The following is a 19,512-nucleotide window of genomic DNA, read 5'->3' as shown; positions in this document are numbered from 1 at the left end:
CCCGCCTCCGACGCCGAGACGCTGTCCGAGGACACCCCGAAGGACGGCCCCGCGAAGGACGGCCCCGCGAAGGACGGCCCCGCGAAGGACGGCTCCGGGAAGGGCGCTTCCGCGGACGGCGCCTCGGGGGCGACCTCCGAGGACGCGGTTCCGGGCCGTGAGGCCGACGCGGCGTCCGACGCGGCCGGGCCCTCCGGCCGGGCGTGACGGGGCACCGCTGAGGCCGGTCAGTTCGGCCTGCCTTGCTGGCGGTGGCCCCGGTCGCCGCCTACCGTCGGACGTGTGTTGCCAGGAGAGCGGCCCCGCGTCCACACCCACCGCGACGTCAACGGCGGGTGGCTGCGTCCGGCCGTGTTCGGCGCCATGGACGGCATGGTCTCCAACCTCGCCCTGATCACCGGCGTGGCGGGCGGTTCCGTCGCTCCGCAGACCATCGTCCTGACGGGCCTGGCCGGACTGGCCGCCGGTGCCTTCTCCATGGCCGCCGGCGAGTACACCTCCGTGGCCTCCCAGCGGGAGCTGGTCCTGGCCGAGCTGGACGTGGAGCGGCGCGAGCTGCGCGAGGACCCGGAGGGGGAGCGGCGGGAGCTGGCCGCACGCTACCGGGCCCGGGGGGTCGCCGATCCGCTGGCGGAGGAGGTGGCCGAGCAGCTCTCCCGCGACCCCGACCAGGCGCTGGAGATCCATGCCCGCGACGAGCTCGGCGTCGACCCGACGGGCCTGCCGTCGCCCCTGGTGGCCGCCTTCTCCTCGTTCGGCGCCTTCGCGGTGGGCGCGCTGCTGCCCGTCGCGCCGTACCTGCTGGGCGTGACGCAGGTGTGGCCGGCCGTGGTGCTGGCCCTGGTCGGGTTGTTCCTGTGCGGCGCGGCCGTGTCGAAGGTCACCGTCCGTCCCTGGTGGTACACCGGGCTCCGACAGTTCATCCTGGGAGGGTCCGCCGCCGCGGTCACGTATGTCCTGGGGTCGCTCCTGGGCGCCGCGATCGGCTGACCGCGCTCGGTGACCTCGCGCTTCCGCGGCGGGTTTCACGTTTCCCGGCGGTTTCAGAATCGTGGGCACCGGGCAGAAGCGCATAGCGCTGCGAGCAATGACGCCCGCACCCCCCCGCGTGAGCAGGGGCAACACCTCTTCCGCAGAGTACGGATCACCCGTTCGGCGTCCGTATGGTGGACTCGGTTATCCACTTTCCGGGAAACTGACCATCATGTAATCTGCACGAAATTTTGATCGCAGAGGGCCAACGTCGTCCCTCGGCACGTTCCATGCCACGACGACGACGGGAGAGCCGATGCGTGCAGCGTCTATGGCGGCCCACCCTGCCAAGCAGGGGTTGTACGACCCCCGAAACGAGCACGACGCCTGTGGTGTCGGCTTCGTGGCCACCCTCACCGGCGAAGCGAGTCACGGGCTCGTGGAGCAGGCGCTGACCGTTCTGCGCAATCTCGAACACCGTGGAGCCACCGGCTCCGAGCCGGACTCCGGTGACGGCGCCGGCATCCTGGTCCAGGTCCCGGACGCCTTCCTGCGCGAGTCCGTGTCCTTCGACCTGCCCGAGGCGGGCGGTTACGCCGTCGGCGTCGCCTTCCTCCCCGCCGACGAGGCCGAGGCCGAGGCCGCGACCTCCCGGATCGGCGCGATCGCCGCCGAGGAGGGCCTGACGGTCCTCGGCTGGCGCGAGGTGCCCGTCGCACCCGAGCTGCTGGGCAACGGCGCGCGCGCCACGATGCCGCGGTTCCGCCAGCTCTTCGTGGCCGACGCCGCCGTGAACGGCGCCCCGCGCACCGGCCTGGAGCTGGACCGCTTCGCGTTCCTGCTGCGCAAGCGCGCCGAGCGGGAGGCCGGGGTGTACTTCCCCTCCCTGTCCGCGCGCACGATCGTCTACAAGGGCATGCTCACCACCGGGCAGCTGGAGCCCTTCTTCCCGGACCTCTCCGACCGGCGCTTCGCCTCGGCGATCGCCCTGGTCCACTCGCGGTTCTCCACGAACACCTTCCCGAGCTGGCCGCTGGCCCACCCCTACCGGTTCATCGCCCACAACGGCGAGATCAACACCGTCAAGGGCAATCGCAACTGGATGCGCGCCCGCGAGTCCCAGCTCGTCTCCGACCTGTTCGGCGGCGAGGGCCGGGACCTGGAGCGGATCTTCCCGATCTGCACCCCCGACGCCTCCGACTCGGCCTCCTTCGACGAGGTCCTGGAGCTGCTGCACCTCGGTGGCCGTTCGCTGCCGCACTCGGTGCTGATGATGGTCCCCGAGGCGTGGGAGAGCCCCGAGTCCCGGGAGTCGATGGACCCGGCCCGGCGCGCCTTCTACGCCTACCACTCCACGATGATGGAGCCGTGGGACGGCCCCGCCTGCGTCACCTTCACCGACGGCACCCAGGTCGGCGCCGTTCTCGACCGCAACGGCCTGCGTCCGGGCCGCTACTGGGTCACCGACGACGGCCTCGTCGTCCTCGGCTCCGAGGTCGGCGTCCTCGACATCGACCCGTCCAAGGTCGTCCGCAAGGGCCGCCTCCAGCCCGGCCGCATGTTCCTGGTGGACACCGCCGAGCACCGCATCATCGAGGACGACGAGATCAAGGCCGCCCTCGCCGCCGAGCACCCCTACCAGGAGTGGCTGGAGGAGGGCATCACCGAGCTGGCCGACCTGCCCGAGCGCGAGCACATCGTCCACACCCACGCCTCGGTCACCCGCCGCCAGCAGACCTTCGGCTACACCGAGGAGGAGCTGCGCGTCCTGCTGGCCCCGATGGCCCGCACCGGCGCCGAGCCCATCGGCTCCATGGGCACCGACTCGCCCATCGCCGCCCTCTCCGACCGGCCGCGGCTGCTGTTCGACTACTTCACCCAGCTGTTCGCCCAGGTCACCAACCCGCCGCTGGACGCGATCCGCGAGGAGCTGGTCACCTCGCTGATCTCCTCGCTCGGTCCGCAGGGCAACCTGCTGGAGCCGACGTCCGAGTCCTGCCGCAGCGTGACGCTGCCGTTCCCGGTGATCGACAACGACGAGCTGGCCAAGCTCATCCACATCAACGCCGACGGCGACCGTCCCGGGATGAAGGCCACCACGCTCTCCGGTCTGTACCGGGTCGGCGGCGGCGGCCCCGCGCTCGCGGACCGGCTGGAGGAGGTCTGCCGCGAGACGGACGCCGCGATCGCCGGTGGCGCCCGCATCATCGTCCTCTCCGACCGGCACTCGGACGCCGAGCACGCGCCGATCCCGTCGCTGCTGCTCACCTCGGCCGTGCACCACCACCTCATCCGCACCAAGCAGCGCACCCAGGTGGGGCTGCTGGTCGAGGCCGGCGACGTGCGCGAGGTCCACCACGTCGCCCTGCTGATCGGCTACGGCGCCGCCGCCGTCAACCCGTACCTGGCCATGGAGTCGGTGGAGGACCTCGTCCGCGCCGGCACGTTCCTGGAGGGCGCGGAGCCCGAGGCGGCCCTCCGCAACCTCATCAAGGCGCTCGGCAAGGGCGTGCTGAAGGTGATGTCCAAGATGGGCATCTCCACCGTGGCGTCCTACCGGGGCGCCCAGGTGTTCGAGGCCGTCGGCCTGGACGAGGAGTTCACCCGGCAGTACTTCAACGGCACCGCCACCAAGATCGGCGGCGCCGGGCTGGACGTCGTCGCGCAGGAGGTCGCGGCCCGGCACGCCAAGGCGTACCCGGTCTCCGGCATCTCCGCGACCCACCGGGACCTGGAGATCGGCGGCGAGTACCAGTGGCGCCGCGAGGGCGAGCCCCACCTGTTCGACCCGGACACCGTCTTCCGGCTCCAGCACTCCACCCGCGAGCGCCGGTACGACATCTTCAAGCAGTACACGCAGCGCGTGGACGAGCAGTCCGAGCGGCTGATGACGCTGCGCGGCCTGTTCCAGTTCTCCTCCGGCCGCGAGTCGATCCCGATCGACGAGGTCGAGCCCGTCTCGGAGATCGTCAAGCGGTTCTCCACCGGCGCCATGTCCTACGGCTCCATCTCGCAGGAGGCGCACGAGACGCTGGCCATCGCGATGAACCAGCTCGGCGGCAAGTCCAACACGGGCGAGGGCGGCGAGGACCCCGAGCGGCTCTACGACCCCGCCCGGCGCTCGTCGATCAAGCAGGTGGCCTCCGGCCGCTTCGGTGTGACCAGCGAGTACCTCGTCAACTCCGACGACATCCAGATCAAGATGGCCCAGGGCGCCAAGCCCGGTGAGGGCGGCCAGCTGCCCGGCCACAAGGTCTACCCGTGGGTGGCCAGGACCCGGCACTCCACGCCCGGCGTCGGCCTCATCTCGCCGCCGCCGCACCACGACATCTACTCGATCGAGGATCTGGCGCAGCTGATCCACGACCTGAAGAACGCCAACCCCAGGGCGCGCATCCACGTCAAGCTCGTCTCCGAGGTCGGGGTCGGCACCGTCGCGGCGGGCGTGTCCAAGGCGCACGCCGACGTCGTGCTGATCTCCGGCCACGACGGCGGCACCGGCGCCTCCCCGCTGACGAGCCTCAAGCACGCCGGTGGTCCCTGGGAGCTGGGGCTGGCCGAGACGCAGCAGACGCTGCTGCTCAACGGCCTGCGCGACCGCATCGTCGTGCAGACCGACGGCCAGCTCAAGACCGGCCGCGACGTCGTCATCGCCGCCCTGCTCGGAGCCGAGGAGTTCGGCTTCGCCACCGCGCCGCTCGTCGTCTCCGGCTGCGTCATGATGCGGGTCTGCCACCTGGACACCTGCCCGGTCGGCATCGCCACGCAGAACCCCGTGCTGCGTTCGCGCTACAGCGGCAAGGCCGAGTTCGTCGTGAACTACTTCGAGTTCATCGCCGAGGAGGTCCGCGAGCTGCTGGCCGAACTGGGCTTCCGCACCCTGGACGAGGCCATCGGCCATGCCGAACTGCTCGACACCTCGCGCGCCGTGCGGCACTGGAAGGCGCAGGGACTGGACCTGGCACCGCTGATGTACGTGCCGGAGCTGCCCGAGGGCGCCGTGCGGCACCAGGTCGTGGAGCAGGACCACGGGCTGGAGAAGGCGCTCGACAACGAGCTCGTCAAGCTCGCCGCCGACGCGCTGGGCGCCGAGAGCGCCGAGGCCGCGCAGCCGGTGCGGGCCCAGATCCCGATCCGCAACGTCAACCGCACGGTCGGCACCATGCTGGGCCACGAGGTGACGCGGAAGTTCGGCGGTGCCGGACTGCCCGACGACACCATCGACATCACCTTCACCGGCTCGGCCGGGCAGTCGTTCGGCGCGTTCGTGCCGCGCGGCGTCACGCTCCGCCTGGAGGGCGACGCCAACGACTACGTCGGCAAGGGCCTCTCCGGTGGCCGGATCGTCGTCCGCCCGGACCGGGGCGCCGACCACCTGGCGGAGTACTCGGTGATCGCGGGCAACACCCTCGCCTACGGCGCCACCGGCGGCGAGATGTTCCTGCGCGGCAAGGTCGGCGAGCGGTTCTGCGTCCGCAACTCCGGCGCGACGGTCGTCTCCGAGGGTGTGGGCGACCACGGCTGCGAGTACATGACCGGCGGCGCGGCCGTCGTCCTGGGCGAGACGGGTCGCAACTTCGCGGCCGGCATGTCCGGCGGCGTCGCCTACGTCATCGACCTGGCCGCCCACAACGTCAACCCGGAGCTGGCCGGGGCCGTCGAGGAGCTGGACGCCGACGACCAGCGCTGGCTGCACGACGTCGTGCGCCGGCACCAGGAGGAGACCGGCTCCACCGTCGCCGAGAAGCTCCTCGCGAACTGGGCCGAGGCGCTGCCGCGCTTCCGCAAGGTCCTCCCGTCCACGTACAAGGCCGTGCTCGCCGCCAAGGACGCCGCCGAGCGGGCCGGACTCACCGAGTCCGAGACCCACGAGAAGATGATGGAGGCGGCGATCAATGGCTGACCCCAAGGGCTTCCTGACCACCGACCGTGAGGTGGCCGAGACGCGGCCGGTCGAGGAGCGGGTCAAGGACTGGAACGAGGTCTACGTCCCCGGCTCCCTGCTGCCGATCATCAGCAAGCAGGCCGGCCGGTGCATGGACTGCGGCATCCCGTTCTGCCACAACGGCTGCCCGCTCGGGAACCTCATCCCCGAGTGGAACGACTACGCCTACCGCGAGGACTGGGAGGCGGCCAGCGAGCGGCTGCACGCGACGAACAACTTCCCGGAGTTCACCGGGCGGCTGTGCCCGGCGCCGTGCGAGTCCGCGTGCGTGCTCGGCATCAACCAGCCCGCCGTCACCATCAAGAACGTCGAAGTCAGCATCATCGACAAGGCGTGGGACCACGGCGACGTCACCCCGCAGCCGCCCGAGCGGCTCTCCGGCAAGACCGTCGCCGTGATCGGCTCCGGCCCGGCCGGGCTGGCGGCCGCCCAGCAGCTGACGCGCGCCGGGCACACCGTCGCCGTCTACGAGCGCGCCGACCGCGTGGGCGGGCTTTTGCGGTACGGCATCCCCGAGTTCAAGATGGAGAAGCGCCACATCAACCGGCGCATCGAGCAGATGCGCGCGGAGGGCACCAAGTTCCGCACCGGTGTCGAGATCGGCCGTGACCTGAGCGCGACGGACCTGCGCCGCCGCTACGACGCCGTCGTCATCGCCGCCGGCGCCACGACGGCGCGGGAACTGCCCGTGCCGGGCCGCGAGCTGAACGGCGTCCACCAGGCCATGGAGTACCTGCCGCTGGCCAACAAGGTGCAGGAGGGCGACTTCGTCGCCCCGCCGATCACCGCCGAGGGCAAGCACGTCGTCGTCATCGGCGGCGGCGACACCGGCGCGGACTGCGTCGGCACCGCCCACCGTCAGGGCGCCGCGTCCGTCACCCAGCTGGAGATCATGCCCCGGCCGGGCGAGGACCGCGCCCCGCACCAGCCGTGGCCGACGTTCCCCATGCTGTACAAGGTCACCTCGGCCCACGAGGAGGGCGGCGAGCGGGTCTACTCCGTCTCCACCAGCCACTTCGAGGGCGACGAGAACGGCGACGTGCAGTGGCTGCACCTCGTCGAGGTCGAGTTCGTCGACGGCAAGCTCACCCAGAAGGAGGGCACCGAGCGGCGCATCCCGGCTCAGCTCGTCACCCTCGCCATGGGCTTCACCGGCACCGACCAGGAGAACGGCCTGGTCCGGCAGTTCGGCCTCGCCATGGACGAGCGCGGCAACATCAACCGCGACGCCGACTACGGCACCAACATCGACGGCGTCTACGTCGCCGGTGACGCCGGGCGCGGCCAGTCGCTCATCGTGTGGGCCATCGCCGAGGGCCGCTCCGCGGCACGCGGCGTGGACCGCTACCTGACCGGCAGCAGCGCGCTGCCGTCCCCCGTCAAGCCGACGGACCGGGCTCTGACCGTCTGAGCCCGCCTCCTCGGCGACCGTTGTCCCGTACAACGGCGTGCGGACACCGCCGAAGGGCCCGCCCCACCCCCGACCGGGTGCGGGCCCTTCGGACCCCGGTACCTCTCCCCGGCGCTTCGGCCGCCGCTCCCTCAGGCCCAGGACGTGCCGCGCACCACCCGGTGGCGCGAACGGCCGCTCCTCGCCTTCTCCAGCACCCGCTCGGGGTCCAGCCCTCCGGGCAGGTTCTGCGACGACCACTCACCCGACCCGGTGGCCACCACCGTCCAGCGCCGCGCGGCGACGTGGACGAATGCGCCGGTGACGACGGCGAGCACGGCCTCGTCGAACGCCTCCAGCAGATCCTCCGAGCCGTAGTCGCACGCGTCGCACCCGCAGTCGGGCTGCCCGGTCACCTGTACCGCCGGTTCCCCGGCGCCCACCGTCACCACCGCGTCGGACACCCCTTGCAGGCTGCGGAAGGCGAACAGCAGCGGGAGCGCGCCGGATCGGCGGGGCCGCAGCCAACGCGCCGTCTCCGGCACCTGCTCGCCGTCGTCGCGCCACAGCCCCGCGTCGCACGGGGCCCGGTGAGCCGACGCGAGCCCGGCCGCCGTCAGCGCCTGGGTCCATGCCTCGGCGCGGGCCGCGAGGATGCGGTACCGCTGTGGCGTCGAGCAGCGGGAGTACTCCTCCTCGGGCGGGGCCGTGCGCTCCGGGTGCGGGTCGGGCCACGGGGGAGTGGCGGCCCCGGTCACGGCGAAGCGCTCGGTCACCGCTGCGAGCAGCGCAGGCGTGTCCATCCCGCGAACCTACGACCCGCTCGCTGGGGCGCTCAACGGCTTTATCACCCGCACCGGGAACCGGAACGGCGCCCGCCGCGTCGAACCCGCACCCGGCGAGGAGGAAACATGCGACACACCCGCAGCAGGACCCGGCACACGGCAGTAGCGGTCGTCCTGGCGGTCACCACCGCCCTGACCGCCTCCGCCTGCGGTGACGACGGCTCGAACCAGAGCGGCAGCGACTCGGTCAAGACGTCGGAGCAGTCCGAGCAGCCGAAGGAGCCGAAGGGGCCGGACGACTCCGAAGGCTCGAAGGACGCGGAGGACGACGGGCCCGGCAAGGACGCTCCCGGCGAGGACGGCGGTCCGGACGGCGTCCAGGGCGAGGACGGGGAGGCCCCGACGAAGCCGAAGAAGGACGACCAGCCCTTCAAGCCGAGCGGCGACACCCCCTTCGAGAAGCGGGCCGACGCCATCGCGCACTTCTGGCCCAACGTGGAGGCCGCCGACGGCCGGGCCACCGGCTCGGACCTCCAGCCCGTGCCCGCCGCCCAGAAGGCCAAGGGCGCCGACACCCTCACCGTGACCGTCGGCTACGGAGCCTGCGACGCCGACCACGGCGTGCACGTCGCGGAGTCCGACGACCTCGTCGTCCTCGGCGGCTGGCGTGAGGAGGGCACGGCCGAGACCTGCACCGAGCAGCTGCTCACCGAGAAGGTCACCGTCGAGCTGGACGAACCGCTGGGCGACCGCGCCGTCGTCGACGCGGCGACGGGCGAGACCCTGGTGACGCCCACCCTCACTCTGGAGTGACCCGCCCGGTCGGCGGCGGGCCGCGCCCTCAGCGGCCCGCCGCCGGCTCGCGTCCGGGCACGCACACCACCGCGACGACCGCCGCGCACCCGGCGGCCACGGCGATCGGGAGGCTGACCGCCACCTCCAGCAGCAGTCCGCCGGCCGCCGCTCCGGCGCCCAGGCTCACCACCGCCAGGGCCCAGTTCCGCCGCTGCGTCCGGGTGCCGTGCCCCTCGCGGAAGAGCAGGGCCAGTGTCGTCGTGACCAGGATGGTCGAGTATCCCGGCACCGCCGCCTTCAGCGTCGTCGCCGCCCGCACCCCCATGGCCGTCGCCAGCAGGGCGATGACGCCCAGGTGACGTCCGCCGACCTGCGGCGTCGTCTCCGCCGCCAGCCGCCACGCCAGCGCCGCGCCGACGAGCAGCAGCAGCGCCTCGGCCCCCACGGCCCCCCGGAACCAGCGCCCGCCCCGCGCGGTGACGACGTCGATCAGCCGGTTCCCCGTCAGGATGCCGACAACGAACGCCAGCAGCGCGAGCCCCGTGGTCGTCACCGCGAGCTGCGGCTCACCCGCCAGGGCCAGCCCGAGGAAGAGCACGTTGCCCGTCGTCAGGGCGCAGAAGACCCGGCCGAGCGCGAGGAAGCCCACGACGTCGACCATCCCGGACGTCGCGGTGAGCACCAGGAGTCCCGCGAGCACGCGTGGCTGGGGCGGACCCGTCACGCCGCCTCCTTCCCCGCCGGCCGTCGGGCCGGGCATCGGCTTCGCAGGCACCCTTGCTCCGGCCCCCGTCCGCTCGGGCCACCCTCACCGGATCGGGGGCGTGTCGGTCGGGTGAATGGCGGCGGCGGCCCGTTCCGCACCGCGCGAAATCATATGAAATGACGCACAGTGGGAGCGTCGCCCACGGTGTCCGGGGCGGCACGGTGTGGAGTGGACGCGTGAGGAGCCCGGCCCATGAGGAAGTGCCTCCGGCGGAGTACCGCCGCCCTGGTCACCGCCCTGTCGCTCACCCTGGCGGCCTGCGGCGGCGGTGGCGCGGCCGACGACGACACACTGACCGTGTGGATCATGGAAGGCACCAACCCCGACTCGAAGCCCTTCTTCGCCGAGGTCGGCCGCGCCTTCACCGAACGCACCGGCGCGGAACTCGACGTCCAGTACGTCCCCTGGCCCGACGCGCACGACAAGTTCACCAAGGCCATGGCGGGCGGCACCACCCCGGACGTCGCCGAGGTCGGCACCACCTGGACGGCCGAGTTCGCCGACGCCGGAGCCCTGGCCGACCTCACCGACCGCGCCCGGGACGCGGGCCTGGACGAGGACATGGTGCCCGCCCTGCGCACCGCCGGGACCTACGAGGACCGGCTCTACGGCGTCCCCTGGTACGCGGGCGTGCGGGCCCTGCTGTACCGCGAGGACGTCTTCGAACGGCACGGGCTCGACGCCCCCACCGACTGGCCGGAACTGCGCGAGGTCGCCCGCACGCTCAAGCGCGAGGAACCGGACATGCTGCCCTTCCCCGTCGTCGGGGACGGCGAGTACGTCCTCGACGCCTTCGTCTGGGGCGCCGGCGGAGACCTCGCCACCCGGGGCGGCGGCGGATGGACGTCGGCCATCAGCACCCCCGCCTCCCTGCGCGGGCTGGAGTTCTACACCTCCCTCGCCACCGAGGACGGCACCTCCGCCGAGGCCGCCACCACCTGGGACGAGGCCGACCTCGTCGCCGGGATCACCGGCGGCGACGTCGCCATGGCCGTCGCCGGAAGCTGGACCCCGGCCGCGATCGTCGCCGACAGCCCGGAGTTGGAGGGCAAACTCGCCGCCGCCCCCATCCCGGGCCCCGAGGGCGGCATGAGCCCCTCCTTCCTCGGCGGCTCCCACCTCGGCGTCTTCAACACCGCGCCCGACCAGGACCTCGCCTGGGAGTTCGTCGAGCTGATGACCTCCGAGCGCTACGCCGCCCGGTGGGCCGAGCAGTCCGGCTACTTCGCCGGACGCGCCTCCCTCGTGGAACAGGCCGCCGAAGAGGGCGGACCGCTCGTGGCCCCCTTCGCCCGGCAGATGCGCGACGCGGGCCGCACCGTCCCCGTCACCCCCGCCTACGGACAGATCCAGGGCAAGAAGACGCTCGCCCAGATGATGCAGTCCATCCTGAGCGGCCGGAAGAGCGTGGAGGAGGCGGCCCGCGCCGCCGCCGCCGACATGGACCGGTCCTTTGGCCACTGAGACCCCCGAGGCCCCCCGCACCGCCGAGGACCCGCAGCCGGGCGGACCCACCCCCGGGCGCCGCCCGCCCGGCCCGCGCGCCACCGCCGCCGCCCGCGCCCGCAGCGCCCGCGCGGCCCGCCGCCGTCGCCGGGCCCGGCCCTGGCTCCTGCTGGCCCCCGCGCTGCTCGCCGTCGGCACGCTCCTGCTGTGGCCGCTCGGCCGCGTGGTGTGGATGTCCTTCCAGGACTACGGCCTGCGCGAGATCGTCTCCGGCCGCACGAACTTCACCGGCACCGACAACTACGCCGAGATCCTCGGCTCGTCCTACCTGTGGACGACCGTCCTGCCCAACACCGTGCTGTTCGCCGCCGCCTGCGTGGTGCTCACCGTCGTCCTCGGCACCCTGGTGGCGCTGCTCCTCCAGCGCCTCGGCCCCTTCTGGCGCAACCTCACCGCCGGCACGATCATGATGGCCTGGGCCATGCCCGCCGTCACCGGGACGTACGTGTGGATCTGGCTGTTCGACCCGCTGAACGGCGCCGTCGTCCAGAGCCTCGGCGGGCTCGGCCTCCTCGACCCGGCCGCCACCAACTGGTTCACCGGACGGTTCAGCTTCTACGCCATCGCCACGCTCAACGTCGTCCACCACGGCTTCCCGTTCGTCGCCGTCACCGTCTACGCCGGACTCCTCACCATCCCCCGCGAACTGACCGAGGCCGGCATCGTCGACGGCGCAGGCGCCTGGCAGCGCTTCTGGACGATCACCGTGCCGTCCATCAAGCCCGTCTTCCTCGTGGTGGTCATCCTCTCCACCATCTGGGACTTCAAGGTCTTCGTGCAGCTCTACCTCATGCCCGGCGGCAACGGCGCCAACCCGCAGGTGCTCAACCTCGGCGTGTGGTCCTACGTCGAGTCCTTCGCCCAGCGCCAGTACGGCATGGGCGCCGCCATCGCCGTCCTCCTCACGCTGCTCCTCCTGGGCATCACGGTCGGCTACGTGCGCGCGCTCTTCTCCGAAAGCAGTGGTGAGAAGGGAGACCGCCTGTGACCGCGAACCCGGCGCGTCCGGTCAGCCCGACCCGCCCCGGCCGCCCCGGCCGCGTCGGGACGGCCGTCGCCACCGCCGCCCTGCTCGCCTTCACCGTCTTGCCCGTCTACTGGATGGTGACCTCCGCCCTCGACCCCGGCGCCAACACCCGGGGCGCCGACCCGCTGCCCTCCGGCGTCACCTGGGACCACTTCCGCTTCGTCCTCGACGAGGGCGGCTTCGGCCGCTTCCTGCTCAACTCGGCCCTCGTCGGCGCCGGGACGATCCTCCTCGCCGGGCTCCTCGCCCTGCTGGCCGCCGTCGCCGTCGCCCGGCACACCTTCCGGCTCCGCACGGCCGTCCTCGTCATGGTGCTCATCGTCCAGATGGTGCCGCTGGAGGCCCTCGTCATCCCGCTGTTCGTGCAGATGCGCAACCTCCAGATGCTCAACAGCCTCCTCGGCCTGACCGTCGTCTACCTGGCGTTCTCGCTGCCGTTCGCGATCTGGATGCTGCGCGGCTTCGTGGCGGCCGTCCCGCAGGAGGTGGAGGAGGCCGCCTACCTCGACGGCTGCACGTGGCCGCGCATGTTCCGCTCGGTGCTGCTGCCCCTGGTCGCCCCCGGCCTGGTCGCGACCAGCGTCTTCTCCTTCATCGTCGCCTGGAACGAGTTCGTCTTCGCCTTCACCTTCCTCCAGGACGACGCCAAGTTCACCGCCGCCGTCGGGCTCCACCGCTTCTTCGGCCAGCACGGCAACGACTGGGGACCGGTCATGGCCGGCTCCACCCTCATCACCCTGCCCGTCCTCGTCTTCTTCGTGCTCGCCCAGCGCCGCCTGTCCGGCGGGCTCGCGGCGGGCGCCGTCAAGGGCTGAACACCGACGGCCGCACTACAGTTGACGGCGTGACCGCTGACCGAGTCGAACGCGGCTTCCCGCACCTGGACACCGTGCGCGCGGCGCTCACCGCGCTCTACCGCCGCCTGTCCGCCGACGGCGTCGCCCAGTTCGACGCCGGCCTGCCACCGGCGGACGTCGCCATCGACGCCGACGAGGAGCTGTACACCGCCGTGCAGCGGGTGGCCGCCGCGATCGTCGCCCAGCTCCACCTGCCGCAGGCCCGGATGATCGTCGGATTCCGCGACATGGAGCACGCGGCGACCGTCGAGCTCGAAGCCGGACCCGAGTACTTCATCGAGCTGAACTCCCGCTTCAAGCAGCACCGCCGCGACATCGGCGCCGCCCTCGCGCACGAGATCACGCACGTCGCCCTGCACCGGCTCGACCTCACCTTCCCCGGCACCCGCGACAACGAGATCCTCACCGACACCGTCACCACCTACCTCGGCGCGGGCTGGCTGCTGCTCGACGCCTTCCGCCAGGACGCCGTCTCCTCCCAGAAGCTCGGCTACCTCACCCCCGAGGAGTTCGGCTACGTCCTCGCCAAACGCGCCGCCGTCTTCGCCGAGGACCCCGCGCCCTGGTTCACCAGCCCCCAGGCGTACGACGCGTACACGGCCGGCCGCAAGGAGGCCGAGGCCGACGCCCGCCGCCCCCCGCTCGCCGCCGCCGGCCGGCTGGCCCGGCACCGCTACGCCCACGACCGCCGGCGCGGCCGGGCCCCCTCCGGCGCGCCCTACGCCTTCACCCCCGACGCCCCGCCGCGCGTCTCCTTCGCCTGCCCCACCTGCTTCCAGCAGCTGCGCCTGCCCACCGGACGCGGGCCCCTGCGCGCCCGCTGCGCGGTCTGCGGCGCGGAACTGGCCTGCGAGACCTGACCCCGCCGGGCGTCGGACACGTGCGCCCGCCGCGCGTGCGGCAGGCGCCCCGCGGCCGGTGGTCACGGTGGCGGCCTGCGACCCGTGGGCGTGCCGTCGTCCCCCTCCCCCCGCTCCGGGGGGCTCGTGCGGAGGGGGTCCTCCAGGGGCGCGCCCAGTTCGCCCTCCATCGCGTCGATGACCCATTGGACGTCGTCGGCGTAGCGGGTACGGGTCGAGCCCAGATCCTCGGGGGCGGGTCCCGGCGGAAAGCCGTGCGGGTGATCCGGCGGAAGCCCCCGACGCAGCCAGTAGGGGGCGAAGTACGCCCGCCCGCGTGCCGCCGCACGGGCCACCGCGTCGTGCAGCCCCGCCTCGCCCGCGGCCGCGAAGCACGCCTCGGCACGGGCGACCGTGGACCTGAGCACGGAGTGCGAGTAGGCGCTGGGCGCCTGTCGGAGCAACTCCTGCCGGATCTGGTAGACGAACGCGTGCAGCACGGCTCGTGTGTGGAGGTCGAACGCGTCGTCCGGCCGTCCTTCCCGCCACGCCAGCTCCGCGTACAGGGTGATGAGGTAGACGAGGAGTTCCCGGTCCCCGTCCTCCTCGACGCGCTCCTGGAGCCCGGCGGCGAGAGCGCGCGCGTGGGCCGGGTCGGCCTCCACCCACAGGGTGGCCTCGGCCCAACGGGCCCACGTGGCGATCCAGTGGGAGGCGGGCTCGGTGCAGGTGCGGGCGCACGCCCGGTACCACGCCGCCGCCCGGGTGCGGGAGCCGTCCGAGCCGTCGCTGCCGTACCAGGCGATGTCGCCCCGCAGAAAGCAGGTGATGGCGTGGACGCGCCGCAGGTCGGGATCGGTGGGATCGCTCTCACGCCGGAGTTCCAGCTTCGCGCAGAGCTTGTTCAGCGCGACTCCGGCCTCCGCCCAGCGCGCGACGTCCCGGCCGGGGATCTGGTTGCCCTGCCCGGGTACGTAGCTCGTGCGGAAGTCGGCGAGCCAGTCGACCCACTCCAGGTCCAGTCGAGCGGGGAGGGCGCGGTAGGCGGCGAGCAGTTCGCCGCAGTAGGTCGAGGGGATCTCGGCGTCCCACCACCAGAAGGCGTCCAGGAAGAGCCGGATCATCGCGTTGCGGACCGAGGGGAAGTCGCGGCGGTCGAGTCGGGCGGCGTGGTGCAGCCACTCCAGGGACTCGCGCTGCCACGCCGGGTCCTCGTGGCGCTGACCATCGGCGTACGCGGCCCGGTCGTCGAAGTTGAGCACCCCGCGGTAGTACCGCTCGACGGCCGCGTGCAGCTGCTGGTGGCGGCTGGGCTCCTCGGCCGCCAGGAGCCGTTCGGCGTTCTCCCGCAGGTAGTCGTGCAGGCGCCAGCCCTCGTCGGGGTCGTCGTCGAACAGCGTGGTGAACGCGCGTTGGGTGAGCCAGTCGTGGAGTCGGCCCGCGTCCTCTTCGAGGACCCCCTGCTCCCGGAGGACGGCGGCCAGGAGCGGGAGACGGCAGCGTCGCATGACGACCAGCTGGTCGAACAGCTCCACGGGCCGCCCCAGGAGCGCCCGGGCCGAACGGTCCACGTGGTCGCGGACGGTGGCGATGGCGCCCGCCGCTCCCCAGTGGGGGTCCGCGCCGGTCAGCAGCGAGCGGATGGTCGCGGGGTCCCGCTCGCCGTGGTCGGCCGCCGCCAGGATCTCGCAGCAGGTGACGACAGCGATCGGGTGCCCCCGGGTCACTTCGTAGACGGTGGCCGCCGCCCGTTCCGCCCGGTGGCTCGGCCAGCCGACGGCCACCAGGGCGCTCACGGCGTGCGCGGAGCACTCCGCGGCGGTCATCCGCGTCAGCCGTATCACCCGTTCCCGCTCGGCGACGGCCCCCCGCCCCGGAGCGGGACGCGCTGCGCGGATGACGAAGGCCCGGGAGACTCCCGCGAGCACCCGGGTCAGCCACGGTTCCACGCTCGTTCCACGGAGGGTGTGCACGTCGTCCACCACGATCGCCAGCGGTATGTGCTCGGGGACGCCGCGCAGTGCGGTGATCAGATTGTCGCCCATGCGGTCGATGTCGGTCATCAGCTGGGCGGTCTGGTCGGCCGTCGGTGCGATCGAGCCCGATCCCGAGACCACGACGCCGGTCGAGTTCCGCACGACGATGGTGGTGCCGGCCTCGCCCAACAGAGGGCCGGGCGCTTCGGTGACGCGGGCGGCCTCGACCCGGGAGCGCAGCTCGGCCCGGGCGTCCGCGGCCCCTGCCGTCGACTCACGGTCGGCGCGCCCGGCGCGCGGGGAGAAGGCCCGGGTCCGCGCGATGTCGTCGCCCATCGCGCTGATCAGCAGCCGGCAGGCGGCCTTGTCCGCCATGAGACGTGCGAGACCGCCCGAGGTGTCGTCCGCACCGTAGGCGGGTTCGGACGCGGTGACGAACAGGGTCAGGTAGCCGAGCCCGTTGAGGGCCGCAGCGGCCTGCGAGAGCAGGAGTGTCTTGCCGCAGCCGCTGTCGGCGACGACGTGGAACCTGGCCGGGCGACCGGACTCGGCCGCGGCGAGGAGCGTCCGCAGGTGGGGGGCCAGGGCCGCGGGGACGCCATCCGCCACGGGCACGTCGTCACCGCCCCGTGGATCACGATCCTCCGGGCGGCTCGGGGGCGTCGGCGCCCTCCCTTCCTTTGGGGGGCGAGAGACCGTCGGCGGAGCCGATGTTCCCCGATCCCGTGATGCGAACACCCTTCGCACGACGGACCGTAACGTGCGTACGACGCTGCGCCTCGCCTCTGCCACGGATACTCCCCGTATCGTCGATCGACACGTCACGACTCCCCCGGACCGAGAGCCGTGTCCGGTCCCGTCCGCGCGGATCACGGCGCGGACGGGACCGGGTCGCCAGCCAGCTGAGCGTCGTCAGGGTGTAGACGGCCAGCAACAGCCAGCCGTAGGTGGCGAAGGCCGAGCCCAGGAACTGCACCACCGTGCTGAGCAGCAACAGGGTCCCGAAACCCCACAGCAGCAGAGGTTCCCGGGTGAGCCCGTTGACGACACGGCCCAGCAGGCGGATTCCCCAGAGAGGTTCGGCGGAAAAGGCTTCGGAGGATGAGGGAGAGATGTTCTCGGGCGGGGGTTCGAGACCGGCCATGAGTGCTTCCGCCTCTCGCCGTTGCGCTGATGATTTGACAGTACGTCAGAATCACGCCATTGAGGAGTGCTCCCCGGAAGTCCTCACTTCTTGTGGGCGTCGGCGGGCTGTGCCATCGTGTCTCCATTTCCAGAAGTGGGGGAGCGACCCATGCAGGTGCCCCGAAGTCAGCGCATCACTCACATCGCCGCCCCCGGAGCCGAACTCGACCGCATCTACCAGGAGATCCTCAAACCGTCGTTCACGGCCGATGAACTGGGCGATCCCGCGCAACTGCGAAAACTCGTGAACGTCGGGTCGGCGACCGTCTTCGCCAGCCACGCCCCGGACGGCAGACCGCTGGGAACCGCGATCGGTGAGTGGGACGCGAAGCGGCGGGTCGTGCTCCTGTCCTGGCTGGCGGTGCGGCCGGGCCTGCGCGGCTCCGGCACCGGCGGGGCGCTGCTCCGGGAGGCGCTGCGCCACTGGATCACGTGGTACGACCCGTGCCTCGTGCTGGCCGAGGTGTCCGACCCCCTGGGGCGCTCTGCGAACCCGGCCGCCGGGTCGACGGTGGATCACGGTGACGCGGCGGCACGGCTCCGGTTCTACCTGCGCCTGGGCGGACGCGTGCTCGACCTCCCCTACTTCCAGCCCGCTCTCGGTCCCGGGCTGGCCCGGGTGGAGGACGAGTTGCTGCTCGTCCTCCACGCACATGCCGAATTCGCCGGTGCCGCCCCGGAAACGATCGACGCGGCCGTGCTGCGGGGCTACATCGAGGACTACCTGCGCGAATGCGAGGGCTCGGTCGGTGACGACTCCGCCACGGCTCGTCTGCTGGAGGCACTGGACCGCCCCCGCGGGATTCCCTGGACCACCGGATCGGAGATCGGCGATCACTCCTTCGGAGCGCCCGGCGGTCGTTCGTGATGTCCGCGACGCGTTTCGGAACGCCGTGCGCCCCACCTCATCGGGATTCTGCTCTCTCGGCTGAGACGGAAAGATACTGCTGATAACAAGAGTGGCCGGAGAAAGGGAAGAAACACTTCTGCCCGAGGTCGGTGTGGCGTGCTCCGGCCCTAGCACGGCGGAACACCTCGTCGCACTCCCGGGGGTCACCGTGCTCGACCTGGACCTCGCGGCTGCCTTGGCCGTGTCCCGGCACGCCACCTGGGCGGCCGCCCATTGCCGGTACGCGGCCCAGCCGACGCAGGAACGCCCCGACGGGGCGGTCGTCGCCACCGTCGCTCCCGGCCGGTGGGTCGGCGAACCCGTCCGCGTCCTCGACCTCACGCCGTGACCTGGCCCCGAGCGCGTCAGACGTGTGCGTCGGTTGCGAGTGCGGTGAAGGCGGTCCATGCGGCGGGGGAGATGGTGAGGTGGCCGCGTGGGGTGTCTTTTGAGTCCCGGACGTGGACGGCGTCGTGCCCGGTGGCGACTTCGACGCAGTTGTCGCCGGAGCTGCCGCTGTAGCTGCTTTTGGTCCAGGCCAGTTCCGTGCTACTCATAGCGCTCCTCGCATCTGCTCCAGCAGGCTTGCTGTGGCTTCGCGGCCGAGGGCCTGCGACCGTAGCTTGCCATAGCGCTGAAGCATCGCGCTGACATCGCCGGGGTTCGTGATGAGAACGCTGGACTGCTGACCTTCGACGTACCCGACCCACTCATGGCGCGAGGTCTCGGCCAGGTACATGAGACCGTCGATGCCCGCGTGATCGTACTGACGAAGCGGCATTACCTGGACCTCGACGTTGCGCCTTACACCTGCTTCCAGGAGCTGCTCAAGCAGCATGCGCTGCACGCTTGGGCCTCCCATCTGCCGTTCCAAGAGAGCCTGCTCGATGATGAAACTGAAGGCTGTGTGCGGCAGTTCGGTCAGAAGCTTTTGTCGCTCCAGTCGGGTCGCGACCTGGCGCTCTACCTGCTCCTCCGACAGGGGCGGAAGGCGGCGCTCGAACGCGGCGCGGATGTAGGACTCAGGCTGCAACAGTCCCGGAATGGCTCGGCACTCGTACGTGTACAGCGAGATCGCTTCTTCCTCGATGCCCGCCCACTGGCGGAACCAGGACGCCAGGCCCGCCTTGCGGGTCAGGCTCTTGGCGGCGGCCGCGAGGACCCTGGCGGCGGAGGGGCCCAGCACCGCTTCCACGCGGTCGAGCAGGTCTCTCGGCGGAAAGCGCTTGCCCTGCTCGATCTTGGCGATGTACGCCACCGAGTACTGGACCAGGGGAGCGAACTGCTCCTGTGTGAGCCGGGCTTCGTCCCGGAGCGCCTTGAGGACCGCGCCGAAGGTCTTGAGGCTGTCCGACAGTTCCGGCTCACCGCCGTTGCCGCAACCTCCGCCCGCACCGCCGTTGTCCGTCGCCATCGCAGCCGCCTTCCCCTGTGCCGGTCCCCGTTGCGTGCTGTACCGTGCGTCGCCCGTGCTGCGTCACGCACGACTGATCCATGGTCACGCACAGTGATGCGCCCAGTCCAGCGGGTGAACCGATACAAGCGATTCTGTATGGGTGCTGGACCTGCCGACGGGGCGT

The 19,512-nt window shown here is 72.1% G+C and carries 15 protein-coding genes and 2 pseudogenes; 10 read left to right on the top strand and 7 right to left on the bottom strand.

The window, feature by feature from the left end:
• Positions 1 to 69: 69 nt before the first annotated feature.
• Positions 70 to 312: pseudogene (locus IF129_RS27030) on the bottom strand (hypothetical protein); the annotation flags it as partial.
• On the opposite strand from IF129_RS27030, the gene IF129_RS01125 reads away from it, so the two are divergent.
• The 3 genes from IF129_RS01125 (at position 283) to IF129_RS01115 (ending at position 7,328) form a co-directional block, all read left to right on the top strand.
• Complete coding sequence (locus IF129_RS01125; protein WP_318153481.1) at positions 283 to 990, top strand: VIT1/CCC1 transporter family protein; 708 nt, start codon at positions 283 to 285, stop codon at positions 988 to 990. The pseudogene IF129_RS27030 and the gene IF129_RS01125 overlap by 30 nt on opposite strands.
• Positions 991 to 1,303: 313 nt before the next feature.
• Positions 1,304 to 5,875 carry a glutamate synthase large subunit gene (gltB, locus tag IF129_RS01120; protein ID WP_191208212.1) on the top strand — a complete coding sequence of 1,524 codons (4,572 nt, stop codon included), beginning with the start codon at positions 1,304 to 1,306 and terminating at the stop codon, positions 5,873 to 5,875.
• Positions 5,868 to 7,328, top strand: coding sequence for a glutamate synthase subunit beta (locus tag IF129_RS01115; RefSeq protein ID WP_191207475.1), 1,461 nt, complete (start codon positions 5,868 to 5,870; stop codon positions 7,326 to 7,328). The genes gltB and IF129_RS01115 overlap by 8 nt, the downstream gene beginning before the upstream one ends.
• A 131-nt stretch (positions 7,329 to 7,459) precedes the next feature.
• On the opposite strand, the gene IF129_RS01110 is transcribed toward IF129_RS01115, so the two are convergent.
• Entirely contained in the window at positions 7,460 to 8,110 is a 651-nt protein-coding gene (locus tag IF129_RS01110; RefSeq protein WP_191207474.1) for a DUF6226 family protein, read from the bottom strand.
• 108 nt (positions 8,111 to 8,218) lie between these two features.
• On the opposite strand from IF129_RS01110, the gene IF129_RS01105 reads away from it, so the two are divergent.
• The gene (locus IF129_RS01105) at positions 8,219 to 8,905 is read left to right on the top strand and encodes a hypothetical protein (protein WP_191207473.1); all 687 of its coding nucleotides are present in this window, start codon (positions 8,219 to 8,221) and stop codon (positions 8,903 to 8,905) included.
• Between the two features lie 28 nt (positions 8,906 to 8,933).
• On the opposite strand, the gene IF129_RS01100 is transcribed toward IF129_RS01105, so the two are convergent.
• On the bottom strand, positions 8,934 to 9,611 hold the full coding sequence (locus IF129_RS01100) for a YoaK family protein (RefSeq protein ID WP_191207472.1): 678 nt from the start codon (positions 9,609 to 9,611) through the stop codon (positions 8,934 to 8,936).
• Positions 9,612 to 9,845: 234 nt separating this feature from the next.
• On the opposite strand from IF129_RS01100, the gene IF129_RS01095 reads away from it, so the two are divergent.
• Genes IF129_RS01095 through IF129_RS01080 form a run of 4 tightly spaced genes read left to right on the top strand, consistent with a single transcriptional unit; the run spans position 9,846 to position 13,903 of the window.
• Positions 9,846 to 11,117 (top strand): sugar ABC transporter substrate-binding protein, encoded by a 1,272-nt coding sequence (locus IF129_RS01095; RefSeq protein WP_191207471.1) that lies wholly within the window; start codon positions 9,846 to 9,848, stop codon positions 11,115 to 11,117.
• Positions 11,107 to 12,147, top strand: a complete 1,041-nt coding sequence (locus IF129_RS01090; protein WP_191207470.1) for a carbohydrate ABC transporter permease — start codon at positions 11,107 to 11,109, stop codon at positions 12,145 to 12,147. The genes IF129_RS01095 and IF129_RS01090 overlap by 11 nt, the downstream gene beginning before the upstream one ends.
• The gene (locus tag IF129_RS01085) at positions 12,144 to 13,001 is read left to right on the top strand and encodes a carbohydrate ABC transporter permease (protein WP_318153480.1); all 858 of its coding nucleotides are present in this window, start codon (positions 12,144 to 12,146) and stop codon (positions 12,999 to 13,001) included. The genes IF129_RS01090 and IF129_RS01085 overlap by 4 nt, the downstream gene beginning before the upstream one ends.
• A 29-nt stretch (positions 13,002 to 13,030) precedes the next feature.
• A complete protein-coding gene (locus IF129_RS01080) occupies positions 13,031 to 13,903 on the top strand; it encodes a hypothetical protein (protein WP_191207469.1) in 873 nt (290 codons plus the stop codon).
• 62 nt (positions 13,904 to 13,965) lie between these two features.
• Here the strand turns inward: IF129_RS01080 and IF129_RS01075 are convergent, their stop codons facing one another.
• Entirely contained in the window at positions 13,966 to 16,473 is a 2,508-nt protein-coding gene (locus IF129_RS01075; protein ID WP_191207468.1) for a hypothetical protein, read from the bottom strand.
• Between the two features lie 19 nt (positions 16,474 to 16,492).
• Complete coding sequence (locus tag IF129_RS01070) at positions 16,493 to 17,002, bottom strand: hypothetical protein (protein ID WP_191207467.1); 510 nt, start codon at positions 17,000 to 17,002, stop codon at positions 16,493 to 16,495.
• A 150-nt stretch (positions 17,003 to 17,152) separates the two neighbouring features.
• On the opposite strand from IF129_RS01070, the gene IF129_RS01065 reads away from it, so the two are divergent.
• The gene (locus IF129_RS01065; protein ID WP_191207466.1) at positions 17,153 to 17,911 is read left to right on the top strand and encodes a GNAT family N-acetyltransferase; all 759 of its coding nucleotides are present in this window, start codon (positions 17,153 to 17,155) and stop codon (positions 17,909 to 17,911) included.
• 148 nt (positions 17,912 to 18,059) lie between these two features.
• Positions 18,060 to 18,281, top strand: a pseudogene (locus tag IF129_RS01060) (hypothetical protein); the annotation flags it as partial.
• 16 nt (positions 18,282 to 18,297) lie between these two features.
• On the opposite strand, the gene IF129_RS01055 reads toward IF129_RS01060, so the two are convergent.
• Positions 18,298 to 18,489 (bottom strand): DUF397 domain-containing protein, encoded by a 192-nt coding sequence (locus IF129_RS01055; RefSeq protein ID WP_191207465.1) that lies wholly within the window; start codon positions 18,487 to 18,489, stop codon positions 18,298 to 18,300.
• Complete coding sequence (locus tag IF129_RS01050) at positions 18,486 to 19,346, bottom strand: helix-turn-helix domain-containing protein (protein ID WP_191207464.1); 861 nt, start codon at positions 19,344 to 19,346, stop codon at positions 18,486 to 18,488. Before IF129_RS01050 ends, IF129_RS01055 begins: the two co-directional genes overlap by 4 nt.
• Positions 19,347 to 19,512: the final 166 nt, after the last annotated feature.

Origin of the sequence: Streptomyces chumphonensis (genome assembly GCF_014779715.1) — a bacterium.
Classification (GTDB): domain Bacteria; phylum Actinomycetota; class Actinomycetes; order Streptomycetales; family Streptomycetaceae; genus Streptomyces; species Streptomyces chumphonensis.
This window is presented reverse-complemented; position numbering and strand designations above follow the sequence as displayed.